10 protein-coding genes are annotated in these 14534 nt (G+C 74.2%); 4 read left to right on the top strand and 6 right to left on the bottom strand.

Annotated elements, in window-relative coordinates:
- Positions 1 to 58 precede the first annotated feature (58 nt).
- The 3 genes from IE332_RS06070 to IE332_RS06080 all read right to left on the bottom strand — a co-directional run bounded on the left by IE332_RS06070 (position 59) and on the right by IE332_RS06080 (position 6233).
- Positions 59 to 3184 carry a tetratricopeptide repeat protein gene (locus tag IE332_RS06070; RefSeq protein ID WP_189914023.1) on the bottom strand — a complete coding sequence of 1042 codons (3126 nt, stop codon included), beginning with the start codon at positions 3182 to 3184 and terminating at the stop codon, positions 59 to 61.
- Positions 3184 to 5055 (bottom strand): HSP90 family protein, encoded by a 1872-nt coding sequence (locus tag IE332_RS06075; protein WP_189914024.1) that lies wholly within the window; start codon positions 5053 to 5055, stop codon positions 3184 to 3186. Before IE332_RS06075 ends, IE332_RS06070 begins: the two co-directional genes overlap by 1 nt.
- Before the next feature lie 140 nt (positions 5056 to 5195).
- Complete coding sequence (locus tag IE332_RS06080) at positions 5196 to 6233, bottom strand: hypothetical protein (protein ID WP_229928332.1); 1038 nt, start codon at positions 6231 to 6233, stop codon at positions 5196 to 5198.
- Positions 6234 to 6502: 269 nt separating this feature from the next.
- Here IE332_RS06080 and IE332_RS06085 point away from each other — a divergent pair, with 269 nt between their 5' ends.
- Entirely contained in the window at positions 6503 to 6973 is a 471-nt protein-coding gene (locus IE332_RS06085) for a hypothetical protein (protein ID WP_189914025.1), read from the top strand.
- A 78-nt stretch (positions 6974 to 7051) separates the two neighbouring features.
- On the opposite strand, the gene IE332_RS06090 is transcribed toward IE332_RS06085, so the two are convergent.
- Positions 7052 to 7843 (bottom strand): hypothetical protein, encoded by a 792-nt coding sequence (locus tag IE332_RS06090; RefSeq protein ID WP_189914026.1) that lies wholly within the window; start codon positions 7841 to 7843, stop codon positions 7052 to 7054.
- A 257-nt stretch (positions 7844 to 8100) separates the two neighbouring features.
- Here IE332_RS06090 and IE332_RS06095 point away from each other — a divergent pair, with 257 nt between their 5' ends.
- Together IE332_RS06095 and IE332_RS06100 are read left to right on the top strand one after the other, a co-directional pair.
- On the top strand, positions 8101 to 8631 hold the full coding sequence (locus tag IE332_RS06095) for an RNA polymerase sigma factor (protein WP_189914027.1): 531 nt from the start codon (positions 8101 to 8103) through the stop codon (positions 8629 to 8631).
- Positions 8632 to 8768: 137 nt separating this feature from the next.
- Positions 8769 to 9668, top strand: coding sequence for an alpha/beta fold hydrolase (locus tag IE332_RS06100; RefSeq protein ID WP_189914028.1), 900 nt, complete (start codon positions 8769 to 8771; stop codon positions 9666 to 9668).
- Here the strand turns inward: IE332_RS06100 and IE332_RS06105 are convergent.
- Positions 9654 to 10196 carry a hypothetical protein gene (locus IE332_RS06105; protein WP_189914029.1) on the bottom strand — a complete coding sequence of 181 codons (543 nt, stop codon included), beginning with the start codon at positions 10194 to 10196 and terminating at the stop codon, positions 9654 to 9656. The genes IE332_RS06100 and IE332_RS06105 overlap by 15 nt on opposite strands.
- Positions 10197 to 10368: 172 nt before the next feature.
- Positions 10369 to 11811 (bottom strand): glyceraldehyde-3-phosphate dehydrogenase, encoded by a 1443-nt coding sequence (locus tag IE332_RS06110; protein WP_189914030.1) that lies wholly within the window; start codon positions 11809 to 11811, stop codon positions 10369 to 10371.
- A gap of 463 nt (positions 11812 to 12274) precedes the next feature.
- Between IE332_RS06110 and IE332_RS06115 the strand changes: the two genes are divergently transcribed.
- Positions 12275 to 14437: a UvrD-helicase domain-containing protein gene (locus IE332_RS06115; protein WP_189914031.1), complete on the top strand. Its 2163-nt coding sequence runs from the start codon at positions 12275 to 12277 to the stop codon at positions 14435 to 14437.
- Positions 14438 to 14534 lie beyond the last annotated feature (97 nt).

The following is a 14534-nucleotide window of genomic DNA, read 5'->3' on the forward strand; positions in this document are numbered from 1 at the left end:
GTGCACAACCCCGGTGCCCCTCACGCCGGTTCAGCACCGGCACCGACCGGCGGCCCGGTCACCGCGACGCCGCGAACCGCTCCCGCAGCTCCTGCAGCACCTGTGCCGCCTCCGGCAGCCCGGCCGCCTCGCAGCGCGCGATGCCGCCCGTCAGCCGGGCCACCGCCGCCCCGGTGCGGCCGAGGTCGCTGCCCTCGATCAGCGCGGCCAGCCGGACGGACTCCGCCCGCGGCGCCTCGGCCCGCTCGCCGCCCCCGTCGTAGACCGCGACGGCCCGCTCGACCTCGGCCAGCGCCTCCTCGTACCGCTCGGCGACGGCCAGGCAGCGCGCCCGCTCGTAGTGCGAACCGCCGCGTAGGTACCAGGCGTTGTACTCCTGGCCGCTCTCCTCGGCGGCCGCGCCGACGCCGTCCGCCTCGGCGATCAGGGCCAGCGCGGAGTCCATCCCGTCGGCGCCCCGGGCGCGCATCGTCGTCCGCGCCAACTCCCGTAGGGTGGCGGCCATCTGGTCGACCTGCGGGGCCTTGCGGTGGGCCTCCCGGGCGCGGGCCAGTGCCGCCTCGGCAGCGTCCCAGCGGTCCGCCTGGGCGAGCGCCAGGGCGGCCTCGCAGGCGACCATGGTGTGGGTCTCCTGGTCCTCCCAGCCGGCCACCAGGTCGGCCAGCCGCAGGTACTCCTCGGCCGCGTCCCGGTACTCCTCCAGTTCGGCCAGGCCGCGGGCGAGGTCCAGCCGGGTCTGGGCGAGCATCCGGACGTCCAGCCGGGCCGCCGACGCGTCGAGCAGCACCGATTCCAGGACGGCCACCGCGTCCGCCGTCCGGCCGGTGTCGCGCAGCACGTCGGCCAGCTGCAGCCGCACCTGGGCGGCCTCCTCGACGGCCTCCGGGCCCTTGCGGTCGTAGCGCGCGGCCGCCTCGGACAGCGCGCGGACCGCACCGCCGAGGTCGCCCACCTGCATGCAGGAGTGGCCGAGCATCATGTACGTCGGCGCGTACGGGTAGGAGTCGTCGCCCCAGCGCGCGGCCTCGGCCAGCGCCCGGTGGAACACCTCGGCCGCCTGGGCCGGTTCGCGGCTCTGCAGCAGCGCCTGGCCCAGCAGACCGAGCACCCGCGGCGTGTGCCAGGGCAGCTCGGCCGCGTCCAACTGGGCCAGCACCTCGCGCAGTTCGGCCACCGCCTCGGCCAGCCGGCCCTGCCGGGCGGCGGCGTCCGCGGTGTACTGCCGGGAGGTCGCGGCCCGCCGGTCGGAGCCGAGCTCGACGGCGCTCCGGTGGTAGCCGCCGACCGCCGCCTCGAAGCGCGCGACGGTCTCCGCGGCGGGCTCCGGCAGCGCCTCGACCAGGTCGTGGTGGGCGGCGTAGGCGCGGGTCTGCAGCACGATCAGGTAGTCGTCGTCGGTCAGCTCGCCGGCCGACCGCAGCTCCTCGGCCCGGGCCAGCGCCGCGTCGAGCGCGGGCCAGTCGGCCGCCTTCGCCTTCGCCTCGGCCTTAACCTCGGCCTTAACCTCGGCCTTAACCTCGCCCTTCGCCTCGCCCTTCGCCTCGGCCTTAACCTCGGCCTTAACCTCGCCCTTCGCCTCGGCCTCGAGCTCGCCCTTCGCCTCACCCTTCACCTCGGCCTCGCCGTCCTCGGCCCCCGATGACGAGTCCTCCGACGACGAGTCCCCCGACGCCTCCGCCACCTCCGACGCCTCGTCGAGGTCGACGATCAGCGTCCGGGTGCGGACCATCAACGCCGACCCGGCCATCCCCGCCGCCTCGAACAGCGCGGCCGCCTCCAGCAGCCCCGCCTTGCCCTCCGCGTACGCGTCGCGCTCCAGCGCCTCGTGGGCACGCTGCTCGGCGAGTTCGGCGCGCAGCCGCTCGGGGCTGCCGACGGCCGTGCCCTCGGGGTGGACGAAGTCCGCGGCCGCGACCCGCTCGGCGATCCGCTTCCACAGCCGGTCGGAGTCCGGGTGCCCGAGCAGCTCCAGCTCGCGGGCCCGGACCACCAGGGCGGTGAAGTCCTCCGGTTCCGCCTCGACCGCCCGACGCGGCGCGGGCGCGACGGCCGGGACGGCGGCCGTCGTCCCGGGCGCGGCGGCGGCCCGCACGCCCAGTGCCAGCGGCTCGGACGTCAGCGGCTCGACGGCCAGCCGGGCGCGCCGCGCGGCGCCGACCGCGTCGGTGCCGTTGCGGGTGTCGAAGCGGGCGGCCAGCGCGTCCGCCTCGGTGCGCAGGTGGGCGAGCAGGGTGTCCACCGTCCAGGCGGTGCCGGCCGGGCCGCTGACCGCGAGCTCGCCGTGGCCGGCCCGGGCCAGGGCGGCGATCAGCACCTCGACGCCGGTCAGGAAGTCCAGCCGGGCGGCGGCCTCGCCGGTGACCGCGAACAGGTCCCGGTTCTCGGCGAGCAGTTCCAGGCCGCGCGGCTCGTTGCCGGACAGCGCGCAGAACTCGATGTGCCGGGCGACGGCGCCCAGCATCGAGGACTTGCCGCGCGCGAAGCGGTAGCCGGTCAGGTGCGCGGAGCGGGCTTCGTCCGTGCGGCCCCGGCGCAGCAGCGGCAGCAGGGCGACGGACTGGCTGAGGTACGGCTCCAGTTCGCAGGTGCTGCGGCCGCCGAGCACCGGGGCGAGCACCTCCAGGGCCCGGGCGTCGTCGCCGAGGTCGATGAAGTGCCGGGCGCGGGCGCGGGTCTCGCAGGCGGGGCAGTCGCTCATCTCGGAGCGCGGGCGGGCCGTCCACAGCTCGTAGGCGTCCTGGACGCCGACGCCGGTGACCTCGGCCAGGTGGTAGCGCTCGGCGTAGTACGGGTGGAGGCCGTGGCCGGCCGCGCGGTAGCGGTCGCGCAGTTCGGTGAGCCAGCGCTCGACGGCGGCCAGCGGCACGTCCGGGTTGTCCCGCAGCGCGCCGGCCACCCACTTGAAGCGCCAGAACACCTGGTGGCGGGCCCATTCGCCGAAGCCGTCCGGGTCCTGGTCCCAGAGCTTGAGCACCCGGGCGAAGACGACCGGGGTCTTGTTCCGCTCGCCGTCGTACTCGTAGGCCTCCATCAGTTCGAGCAGTGCCATCGAGCGGACCTTGGTGTCCTCGAACTGCTCGGCGGCGTCGACGAGTTCCTCGGCGGTGACGGTCCGGGTGCGGCCGTACGGGCGGGAGTCGTTCTCGTGCAGCGCGGCCATCACCGCGTCGGGGGTCTCCAGCATCACGCCTCCTTCGGGCCTTGGTGATCCGGGCCGCCCGCCTCGTGGCCGAGCATGGCGTGGTCGAGCAGGCTGATGAACGACCGGTTGAGCAGGGCGGATTCGCTGGCCTTGAGCGGGCGGCGGGTCATCAGCACGGCCTGTCCGTACAGCGCCTCGACGGCGGTGACGGCCAGTTCGCGGTTGGTCACCGTCGCGGCGCGGCGCACCAGCGGGTTGAGGTGGTTGAGCACCAGCTGGGCGCGGGGCGCCTCGGCGCGCAGCGAGCCGAGGATGTCCGCCCACAACCCGTCGGCCTCGTCGGCGAGTTGGGCGCGGGTGCGCTCGTGCCGGGCCTCCCGGTTGTCGAGCAGCAGGGCGGGCGCGTTGGTCGGGTGGAAGCTGCGCAGGGCGACGTCGCAGTCGAACCGGCCGACCACCTCGCGGGCGATCGCCAGGAAGGCGTTGGCGGCCAGCTCGGCGGCCGGGTCGACGGTGTCCAGGTGCGCGGTGACGGTGCTCGGGTCGAGGTCGGAGACCGAGACGCCGGGGCGGATCTCGGGCAGCCGGTGCACCAGGTCGTGGTCGTAGGTGTAGCCGCCGTTGACCACGCCGAGGCCGGCCGCGCCGGCGATCGGGGCGACCTGGCGGAACTCCTCGACCGTACGGGTCACCAGCACCACCGGGTGGCTGCGGGCGAACTCGTCCAGGGTGACGTTGCCGTCGGTGGTCTCGAACGGCAGCCAGGGCAGCATCATCCGCAGCAACTCGTCGTCGTAGCGCGCGAGTTCCTTGACCGCCAGGTGGTGGACGGACAGGAAGCGGTGCAGCAGCGCCGGGTCGCTCGCGGACAGGCCGGTCAGCCAGTCGCGGATCCGGGCGCCGAGCGCGTCGCGGACGGCGGCCAGCGTCTCGTCGGCGTACAGGCCCTCGCGGGAGGCGGTCGGGCGCAGGCCGTCGGTGTCGACGACGCAGCGGACGAAGAACGCCCAGTCCGGCAGCAGTTCGTCGGCCTGGTCGGAGAGCAGCATGCCCTTGAGGTGCACCCGGTGGCCGTTGCGGCGCGAGGGCGGGGCGGCGTCCGGCAGCACGTACGCGACGCCGCGCAGGCCGACCAGCGGCAGGTCCAGCTCGATGGTGTCGAGCGGGGTGAAGTCGAAGGTGGCCCGGCAGTACTCGGCGAGCGCGTCGCGCCGGGCCAGCGGGGAGCCGTGCCGCTCGGCCCACGGCGGGGTGCGGTTGACCTGGTGCTCGGTACCGTTCGCGTCGATCACGGTGACGTCGTGGCGCAGCAGGCCGCCGAAGTCCCGGGCGAGGGTGAGCACCCGGCCGGGGCGGGTCCACTCGGCGGCGTCGGCGCGCGGAGCCAGGGTGACGGTGGTGCCCGGCTCCGGCTTGGCCTCGGCGGGCAGGGTGCGGATGGTGTAGCTGCCGTCGGAGCTGCCGCGCCACTCGATCACCGGGGCGTCCGGGTCGGCGGCGGAGCGGGTGACCACGGTGATCTCGTCGGCGACCACGAAGCAGGCGAGCAGGCCGATGCCGAACTGGCCGATGAAGTCGCCGCGGGCCTGTGCCAGCCCGGCGCCGTCCAGTCGGCCGTCGGCGTCGCGCTTGGAGCTGCGGCCGATGGTGGCGAGGAAGGTGTGGACGTCCTTCTCGGTCAGGCCGACGCCGGTGTCGGTGACGGACAGCTCGTCGTCGGCGCGGACGGTGATCCGGGCCGGCGCCCCGGGGTCGAGGGCGCGGCGGGCGGAGATCGCGTCCACCGCGTTCTGCAGCAGCTCGCGCAGGTAGACCCGCGGGCTGGAGTAGAGGTGGTGGGAGAGCAGGTCCACCAGGCCGCGCAGGTCCACCTGGAAGGTGTGCGCACTCGTCGGGTTGTCGGTTGGGGACACCGGAGGCTCTTTCGATCGCGGGGCGGGTGTGGTTCGACAGGGGCGCGGCTCGGCGCGTCAGGAACGCCGGGAGTGCCGGGAGCACCGGGAGCGCTCGGAATTCCTGGAGTTCCGGGAACGCCGGGCGGACTCGGCCGGCATCAGTACCCGGCGCAGCGGTCGCGGTGGACCCGGAAGCTCTTGACCGGATCCCCCGAGAGGTAGTGCCAGGGCGACTCGGTGACGGCGCCGTCCAGCGCGTCGAACAGCAGCCGGGCGGTCTTGCGCTGGTCGGCGAGCGAGAAGGCCATCGCGAAGGAGTTGAAGGCGCCCTGCCAGCCGCGCACCGGCGTGAAGTCCGGGTGCAGGACGGACCGGAAGGCGGCCTCCTGCAGCTCGGCCAGCACGGTCGGGCTGGTCAGGTAGGCGTGGTCCTCGCCGTCCGGGAGGTCCAGCCAGTGCTCCAGGTGCGCGAGCGCCACCAGCTCGCCGAGGTGGCTGCCCTCGGGGGCGGCCAGCATCGCCGAGCGGGCGAAGTCGTGCATCTCCTCGTGCGAGCCGCCCCACTTGGCGCACAGCTGCTGCAGTCGCTGCCGGTGCGTGCCCGGGTGCCCGGGCGCCCGGCGGACGGCGGCCTCGAACCGGCAGGTGGCGATCTCCGGGCCGAGCGAGGCGCCGCGGGCGCTGATCTGCAGGAAGTACCAGGGGGCCAACCAGGACGGCTCGCGCTCGGCCGCCGTCAGCAGGTGCTCCTCGGCGGTGTCCAGGCGCTGGTGGAACAGCTTCCACTGCTCCTCGCCCACGTGCTTGGCCCGGGCGCCGGTGCGCGCCTCCCAGGCCCAGGTGATCTGCCGGGCGCCGGACAGCAGCAGTGCCACCGCGTCGTCCGGGGTGTCCGTGAGGACGCGGCCCGTCCACTCCTCGACCCCGGGCACCTCGGCGACGGCCCCGGCGAGGTGCGTCAGCTCCGCGCCGTCCTCGACGGCGGCCAGCGCGGGGCGCAGCGCGGCCCAGTCCCCGGCGGCGGCCTGCCCGAGCACCCTGCGAAGGGACTCGTCCCCGAAGGTCGGGTCGAGCCTCGGCTCGGCGCCGCGGGCCGCCTCGGCCGCCGCGGCCCCCCGCCGGCCGAACCCGAACCCGCGGCGCCCCGCACGGTCCTGCGCGCCCTCCCCGCCGGAGCGGCGTCGGAACAGCGGCATGTGTGTGGCCCCCTCGAACGTCATCGGCATCTTTCGCATGGCCGCACTGCGGCCACCCGAGATGAGTACATATCACGCTCGACTGACATCCGTTTCCCCAGCCCAGCACCCTCCGGGGCCGGTACGCTCCGGCCCGGGCGGGACCCGGCGGGCGGGGGCGGCGCCCGGTGGGCACTGGCGGGCATCGAGGGTGACATCTTGCTGCCTGACAGCTATCCGCCACCGCCCGTCGTGCCCGCACCGACCGGCGTTCCGTCAGTCTTGGGAACGTGCACGCCATCCGCTTCCACCTGCGCGCTCCCGACGGCCCCGCCCGCCTGCCGCGCGGCACGGACCACCCGACTCCCGAGACCGTCCGCGAGGGGCTGGAACGCGGGCTGGCGACGGGGCCGGAGCAGGGGCCGGCAGGCGGACCGGCAGGCGGACCGGCAGGCGACGGGCAGAGCGGCCCGCGCGGCCGGGTCCGGATCGGGCACGCCAGGATCCTGACCGGCCCCGGCACCGTCGACGCGATGGTCTTCACCCTCGCCGACCGCCCGTCCACCGCCGAGACCGCCCTGACCGCCGCCTGCGCCGGACTCACCGACCCGGCCGGGCCGCTGCCCGGCTGGCGACTGGCCCACTGCGCGCTCGACGGCCCGCTCACGCCCGGACCGCTCGAATCGCTCGAACCACTCGGACCACTCGGACCGCTCGATCCGCTCGGAGCTCCCGGGTACCCGGGGCTGACCTGGCACTGAGCCCCGACGGCCCGAACCCCGACCGCCCGAACCCAGACGGCCCGTACCCCGGCACCTCGTCGGCCCGAGCCCCGGCGCTCAGCCCAGCGCGGGCCCGGCGTCGGGCGTCTTGCCCGCCTGCGCCTGCTCGATCCGCTTGACCAGCATCACCGCGAACCGCCGCGTCGCGGCCACGTCCACCGGGCCGCCCTCGGTGGTCACGCTCGCCACCACGGTGCCCGAGCGCACCACGATGCCGACGCCCTCGCCCTCGGCCAGCGGTCCCTGGAAGGCCTGGCTCTCGCTGCCCAGCGCCGGGGTGTCGACCTTCTTGAACGGGCCGGCGGCGTACGAGGCGTAGGTCTCCTTCAGCCGGTTCTTGGCCGCGTCCCGGCTGGGCAGGGTCTCCACGATGAAGCGGGTGACCACGTCGCCCGAGGAGAACCGGACCGACGCGCTGAGCGGCTTGCCCGCGCAGGAGGTGGCCGCGGTGCAGGTCACGGCGTGGTCGGCGGTGTCGACCTTGCGCTTCTCCTCCTCCCACCCGGCCATCACCTTGGCGTCCGGCAGCACCTGGCCGACCAGCTTGTCGTCCAGCAGCGCCGCCTCCAGGTCCGCGCTGGGGGCCGCCGCGGCCGGCGCGGGCGCGGACGCCGGTGCCGAAGCCGCCCCGGACGCGGCCGCGGAGGCCGCCGCGGACGCCGCCGAGGGGTCGGCCGGGGCCGTGGCCGCGGGCGCCGACCCGGCGGCCGTGCTCGCGACCGCCGCACCCGGCGTCCCCGAGGCCGTCCCCGCCGCGGTCTTCGACCCGCCGGACGAGCACCCGGCGAGCACCGCCATCAGCACCCCGGCCGCCACTCCGGCCGCCATCCGCCGACCACTCATCCCCATCGCCCGCTCCCTCCGGCTGTCAGTGACCCCTCAACATAGCCGCAGCTCCGCCCGCCCCCGCCGCCACCCCCGCGCCCGTCGCCGCCCCGACCGCCACGCCGGTCACCGGCCCGGCCGCCACCCCGGTCACCGCCCTGCCCGCCGCACCGGCCCCCTCCCCCGTCCAGTACGGTCCACCCGGGGCGACGCTCGGCGGCGATCGGTGACGGTCGGCGGCGATCGACGAGGATCGGCGAGGATCGGCGACGGGGGACGACATGACAGGCGCGGACAGCCCACGACCCGACCTCACCGCACTCGTCCGGGCCGCCCAGCAGGGAGACGCCCTCGCACTGGACGAGGTGCTGAGCCTGCTGATGCCGTACGTCGGGCGTGTCTGCGCGCCGATCGCCCTGCAGGACGCGCCGGACGCCGCCCAGGAGGCGATGATCGCGATCGTCCGCAACCTGCGCCAACTCAAGTCCCCCGAGGCGCTGTTCGGCTGGGCCCGGGCCATCGCCGCCCGCGAGGCCGTCCGCTTCGCCACCCGCCGGTTGCCCCGTCCCGCCGCCCCCGCCGACCAACCCGACCAACCCGACCAGCGCGACCCCGAGTTGGCCACCGACATCCAGGACGTCCTGGAACGCCTGCCACCCGACCACAGGGCAGTTCTGACGCTACGTCATATCGAAGGACTGGACGAGAAGTCCGTGTCCGAGATCCTGGACCTCCCACTCGGCACCGTACGTTCACGCCTCTTCCGCGCCCGCCACGGCTTCCGCGCCGCCTGGGGAACCGGAGACGGGTGAGCCCGAAAAAATCCACCGCCTCCCGGGATTGCCTCGCCCCTCCCGCCCCTCCTCTCTTGAGAACGGCCTCTCTCGAGCACACCGCCGTCTCGACAACACCGCTTGTCTCAAGAGCATCGCAGGAGAAGGAGACCCCGATGACCGACCCCCGCCCCCGCCCGCTGCCCGACCTCCCCGGCGTCCGGCACGACCACCTCGACGTCGACGCCGACGGCACCGTCCTGCACCTCGCCGAGGCCGGCCCGAGCACCGGCACCCCGCTGCTGCTCCTCCACGGCTTCCCGCAGCACTGGTACGCCTGGCGGCACGTGGTCCCCCTGCTCGACGGGGAGTTCCGCCTGCTCTGCCTGGACCTCCCCGGCTTCGGCTGGTCGGCGGCCCCGCGCCGGGGCGGTCACACCACCGACGACCGCGCCCGCCTGGTCCTCGCCGCCCTCGACCGGCTGGGCCTGGACCGCGTCGGCCTGGTCGGCCACGACTGGGGCGCCTGGACGGGTTTCGAGCTGGCGCTGCGCGCGCCCGAGCGGTTCACCGGCCTGCTCGCGCTCAACATGACCCACCCGTGGCCGCGGCAACGCGCCCTGCTCGGTACGGCCTGGCGGTTCTGGTACACCGCGCTGCTGGAGTACCCCGGCGTCGGCCGCCGGGTGGTCCGCCACCGACCGGGCCTGCTCGCCCATCTGCTCCGGCGCGGCGTACCCGCCGATTCCCCTTGGCCGGACGATGAGTTGGCCGAATACGTGGCGGCGGGCAGCACCCCCGGGGCGGCCCGCGCCGCCGAGCGGCTGCACTGGGGCTTCGTCGTCCGCGACATCCCGCGGCTGGCCCTCGGCCGGTTCCGGCACCGCCGGCTGACCGTCCCGACCCGGCTGCTCGGCGGTGAGCTGGACCCGGTGGTCCGCCCCGCCCTGCTCTCCCCCGTCGGCGCCCCGGCCGACGACCTGACGGCCGAAGTCCTGCCCGGCTGCGGGCACTTCCTGCCGCACGAGCGCCCTGGGGAGGTGGCGGCGGCCGTCCGCCGACTATTCGCGGCCTGACCCGATCCGCCGCTCCAACCGGTCCAGCAGCACCTCGCCGCGCCGGTCGACGAGCTTGCCGAAGAAGCGCTGCACCGGCCCCGCGCCGGGCACCCGCACCGCGGCGAGCAGGGCGAACCGCGTCCCGTCGCCGTCCGGCACGGCGGCCATCCCGCCGAGCAGCACCCGGCTCTGCATCAGGCACCAGCCGCTGCGCAGCACGATCTCGAACCGCTCCCGGTGGCCGAGCACGCTCACCGCGAGCCCCTCCAGCCGATCCCCGCCCGGTCCACGACCGCCGTCCACGCCTCCACCGTCATCCCTGCCACCGTCATCCCCGCCACCGCTCGGCGGCCCGACCTCGAAGGAGCGCAACCCGCTGATCAGACCCGGCAGTTCACCGGACAGGTCGCTCACGACCGGCCACACCGCGTCGAACCCGGCCGCCAGCCGCCGCTCGGCGAACAGCGGACGTCCGGGGGCGGCCGCCGCCATCACCCGCAGCCGCCGCACCGGGTCCAACTCGACCGTCGGCCACCCGTCCGTCATCCCCCACCCCTCCCAGCACCGAAGCCCGAAGCCCGAGCCCCGACCCTGGAAGCCCGACCGGAAACCCGCCTCGCACCGTACCGCCCGGCAATGCCCCGCAACGCCCCTCGATACGCCGAAGGGGCGGCGACCAAAACGGTCACCGCCCCGCCGACGAGGTCCCGCGGTCCGGTCAGACCGCCGGAGCCGGGTAGGTCGGGTACTCGACGCCCGAAATGTACTGCACGACCCGGACGACCTGGCACGAGTAGCCGAACTCGTTGTCGTACCACAGGTAGAGGATCGCGTTGTCGCCGTCGACCTTGGTCGCGCCGGCGTCCACGATGGAGGCGTGGCGCGAGCCGATGAAGTCGCTGGACACCGCGTCGGGCGAGTCGATGAAGTCGATCTGGCGCTTCAGCGGCGAGGTCAGCGAGACGTTGCGCAGGTACTCCAGGACGTCCTCGCGGTTGGTCTCCCGCTTGAGCTGGAGGTTGAGGATCGCGATGGAGACGTCCGGCACCGGCACCCGGATCGAGCTGCCGGTGATCTTCGCCTTGAGGTCCGGCAGGGCCTTGGCGACGGCCGAGGCGGCACCGGTCTCGGTGATCACCATGTTCAGCGGTGCCGAGCGGCCGCGACGGTCGGCCTTGTGGTAGTTGTCCAGCAGGTTCTGGTCGTTGGTGAACGAGTGGACGGTCTCCACGTGGCCGCGGACCACGCCGTACTCGTCCTCCATCGCCTTCAGCGGCGGGACGATGGCGTTGGTGGTGCAGGAGGCGCAGGAGATGATCTGCTCGTCCGGCTTGATCATGTCGTGGTTGACGCCGTGGACGATGTTCGGGACGTCGCCCTTGCCCGGCGCGGTCAGCACGACCTTGGCGATACCGGGGCGCAGGTGCTTCGACAGGCCCTCGCGGTCACGCCACCGGCCGGTGTTGTCGATCAGGATCGCGTCCTTGATCCCGTACTCCGTGTAGTCGACCTTGGTCGGGTCGTCGGAGTAGATCACCGTGATCTCGTTGCCGTTGACGACGATCTTGTTGTTCGCCTCGTCGACGGTGATCGTGCCCTGGAACTGGCCGTGGATGGAGTCCCGGCGCAGCAGCGAGGCGCGCTTGACCAGGTCGTCGCCGCCGCCGTTGCGCACGACGATGGCCTTCAGCCGCAGACCGTTGGCCGAGGCCTTCTCGATCAGCAGGCGGGCGACCAGGCGGCCGATGCGGCCGAACCCGTACAGCACGACGTCCTGGGCGGACCGGCGCTCCAGCTTGTTCGCACCGGTGGCACCCGCCACGGCCTGGGCGGTGAACTCCTCCACCGACAGACCGTGGTCGTCCGCCTTGTACGTGGCGGCGAGCATGCCGATGTCGATCTGCGAGGGGCCGAGGTCCAGGGTGGTCAGGGCGCTCAGGAACGGCATCGTCTCGGTGACCGAGAGCTCCTCGCCCGCTATCTGCCGGGCGAAGCGGTGCGTCTTGAGGATGCTGACCACCGACTTGTTCACCAGGGAACGGCTGTGGCACAGGACGGTGACGTCCCGCTCCCGGTGCAGCCGCCCGATGATCGGGATCATCGACTCCGCGATCTCCTCGCGGTTCTTCCAGTCCGTGAACACGTCGTCGTTGACAGTCACAAGTCCATCTTTCGAGCTGAGGGTGTTGCGCACATGGTAGCTTCGCCCGCCCCCACCCCAGCGGCCGGGCCCACCTCCCCCGACCTCCGCCACCCCTCCCACCTGCACGTTCTCCGACACCCCCACCCCAGAAGGTGATCACCGCCACCCTCGCACCCCACCCCCGCCCACCACCGGCGGGGCCCGCGGAGCGGCCCGGAACCCCCGGCCCGCCCGGGCCCGATCCGGTCCAATCCGGCCCGCCCCGGTCCTATCCGGCCCCATCGCCCGTTCGACGAGACCGAGGCGGGCGGGACCGGCCGCGGTGGCCGAACGAGATCGCGGGGGTCGAACTGGCGGAAGCGAAGCCGGAGTTGCACCCGTCCTTCGCGCCCCGGGTGCTCGCCGACCGTGCGCGCCGGGTGATCGTCCGGGCGGATACAGTGATCGAACGCCCGAACGGACAGAAGCACGAGGGGGCCGCGTGGCGACGCTGGGCATGCACCGGGACTTCCTGATGGAGTTCGCGGGTTTGGAGAAGTCGGTGCAGCGGAGGGTCTTCGAGACCTTCGAGAAGTTCACCGGGGCGACGCACACCGGCGCGCACCTGGAGAAGATCACCCACCAGCGGGACCCCCGGATCCGGACCATCCGGATCACCGACTTCTGGCGCGGTGTCGTCCTCAAGGCCGATCAGGGCGACGGCTACCTGCTGCTGAAGGTGCTCCCGCACGACAAGGCCAACGACTGGGCCTGCAAGCACCGGGCCTCGGTCAACGCCGCCACCCAGGGTGTGGAGATCCGCAACGACGTCGCGCTGGAGCGGGCCACCGAGTCGCTGCGGACCCGGGCCTCCGACGAGCCCCGGCGGCTGTTCGCCGACCGGTCCGACAAGGTCCTGCGCAGCCTGGGGGTCGACGAGGAGATCCTGCCGATCATCCGGCTGCTGCCCGACGAGGCCCACCTGGAGGCGCTCCACCGGGTCCTGCCGGAGCAGCAGTTCGACGTGCTGATCGGCCTGGCCAGCGGCATGGAGCCGGCCGACATCGACCGTGAGATCGTCCAGGCGTACGCGCGGGCGGCGGCGCCGGTGGGCGCTGCGCGGTCCGGGGACGGGCTGGTCTCGGCGATGGCCCACGCGCGCGGCCGGGTCGCCCTGGTGTCCTGCCCCGAGGAGTTGCTGGAGATCCTGGAGCGCCCGTTCGACGCGTGGCGGATCTTCCTGCACCCGGCCCAGTACCGGATCGCCTACCGGGACTCGTTCAACGGGCCCGCCCGGGTCAGCGGCGGCCCGGGGACCGGCAAGACGGTAGTGGCCCTGCACCGGACGTACCACCTCGCGCGCCGGCTGCCGCCGGATGCCCCCGACGGGTCGGTGCTGCTCACCACCTACACCAAGGACCTCGCCGCGGAGCTGGAGCGCTGCCTCGCGCTGCTCGTCACGGACGAGCGGATCAGGGCGAAGGTCCGGGTGGTCACCGTGGACGCGCTCGCCAACGAGGTCCTCCGGCGTTCCCGCGGCGGCGCTCCGCTGAAGATCGTCCTCAACCAGCGCGCGCTCCTCGCCCGCTGGGGGCGGATCGCCCGCCGGCTCGGGCTCGACTTCACCGACGTCTTCCTGGACCAGGAGTGGCGGCAGGTCGTCCTGGCCCAGGCGGTCGAGAGTGCGGAGCAGTACCTGAAGGCGCCCCGGTCCGGCCGGGGCACCTCCCTCGGTCCGCTGAAGAAGGCCCAACTGTGGCGCGCGGTGGCCGCGTTCGAGGAGGAGCTGCGGCAGGCCGGGGAGTGGACCTTCCTCCAGGTCTGCGCGCAGGCCGCGCGGGCGCTCGACGGACAGCCGGACCGCCCGTTCCGGCACGTCGTGGTCGACGAGGCGCAGGACCTGCACCCCGCGCAGTGGCGGTTCCTGCGCGCCCTCGTCCCGCCCGGGCCGGACGACCTGTTCCTCTCCGGCGACCCGCACCAGCGGATCTACGGGAACAACAAGGTCTCGCTGCGCGCGCTCGGGATCCAGGTGGTCGGGCGGTCCTCCCGGCTGCGGATCAGCTACCGGACCACCCACGAGATCCTCAGCTGGTCCGCGTCCCTGCTCACCGGCGAACGCCCGGACGACATGGACGGCGGGGAGGACTCCCTGGTGGGCTACCACTCGACCCTGCACGGCGCACACCCCGAGGCCCACGGTCACGCCGACAAGTCCGAGGAGATCCGGGCGCTCGTCGCCCGCGTCGCGGAGTGGACCGCCTCCGGCGTGAGCCCGGAGGACATCGGCGTCGCCACCCGGACCGTCCAGCTCGGCCGCGACATCGCCGAGGCCCTGGAGCGGGCCGGAACGCCCGCCGTCCTGCTCGGCGACGCGCCCTCCCCCGGCGTGCGGATCGGGACGATGCACCGGATGAAGGGGCTGGAGTTCCGCTGCGTCGCCGTGGCCGGCGTGAGCGAGGGGCTCGTACCGTTGCGCAGCGCGCTCACCCCGGAGGACGCGGACCCGCAGCAGCACCGGGAGGACCTGAACGGCGAGCTGAGCCTGCTCTTCGTGGCGTGCACCCGGGCGCGGGAGGCGCTCTCGGTCTCCTGGCACGGGGAGCCGAGCTCCTTCCTCCGGTCGGTCGTGCCGGAGCGGCGGGCGGGCGCCCTCGCCCGGTAGGCGTCGGGTCAGCCCTGCCCGGCAGGCGTCGGGTCGGCCCGCCTGGAGCCGGGAGGAGTTGCCCGGGCCCCGGTGCGGTGGGGTAATGGGAGGCGAC

The sequence above is a fragment of the Kitasatospora xanthocidica genome, assembly GCF_014656195.1.
GTDB lineage: Bacteria > Actinomycetota > Actinomycetes > Streptomycetales > Streptomycetaceae > Kitasatospora > Kitasatospora xanthocidica.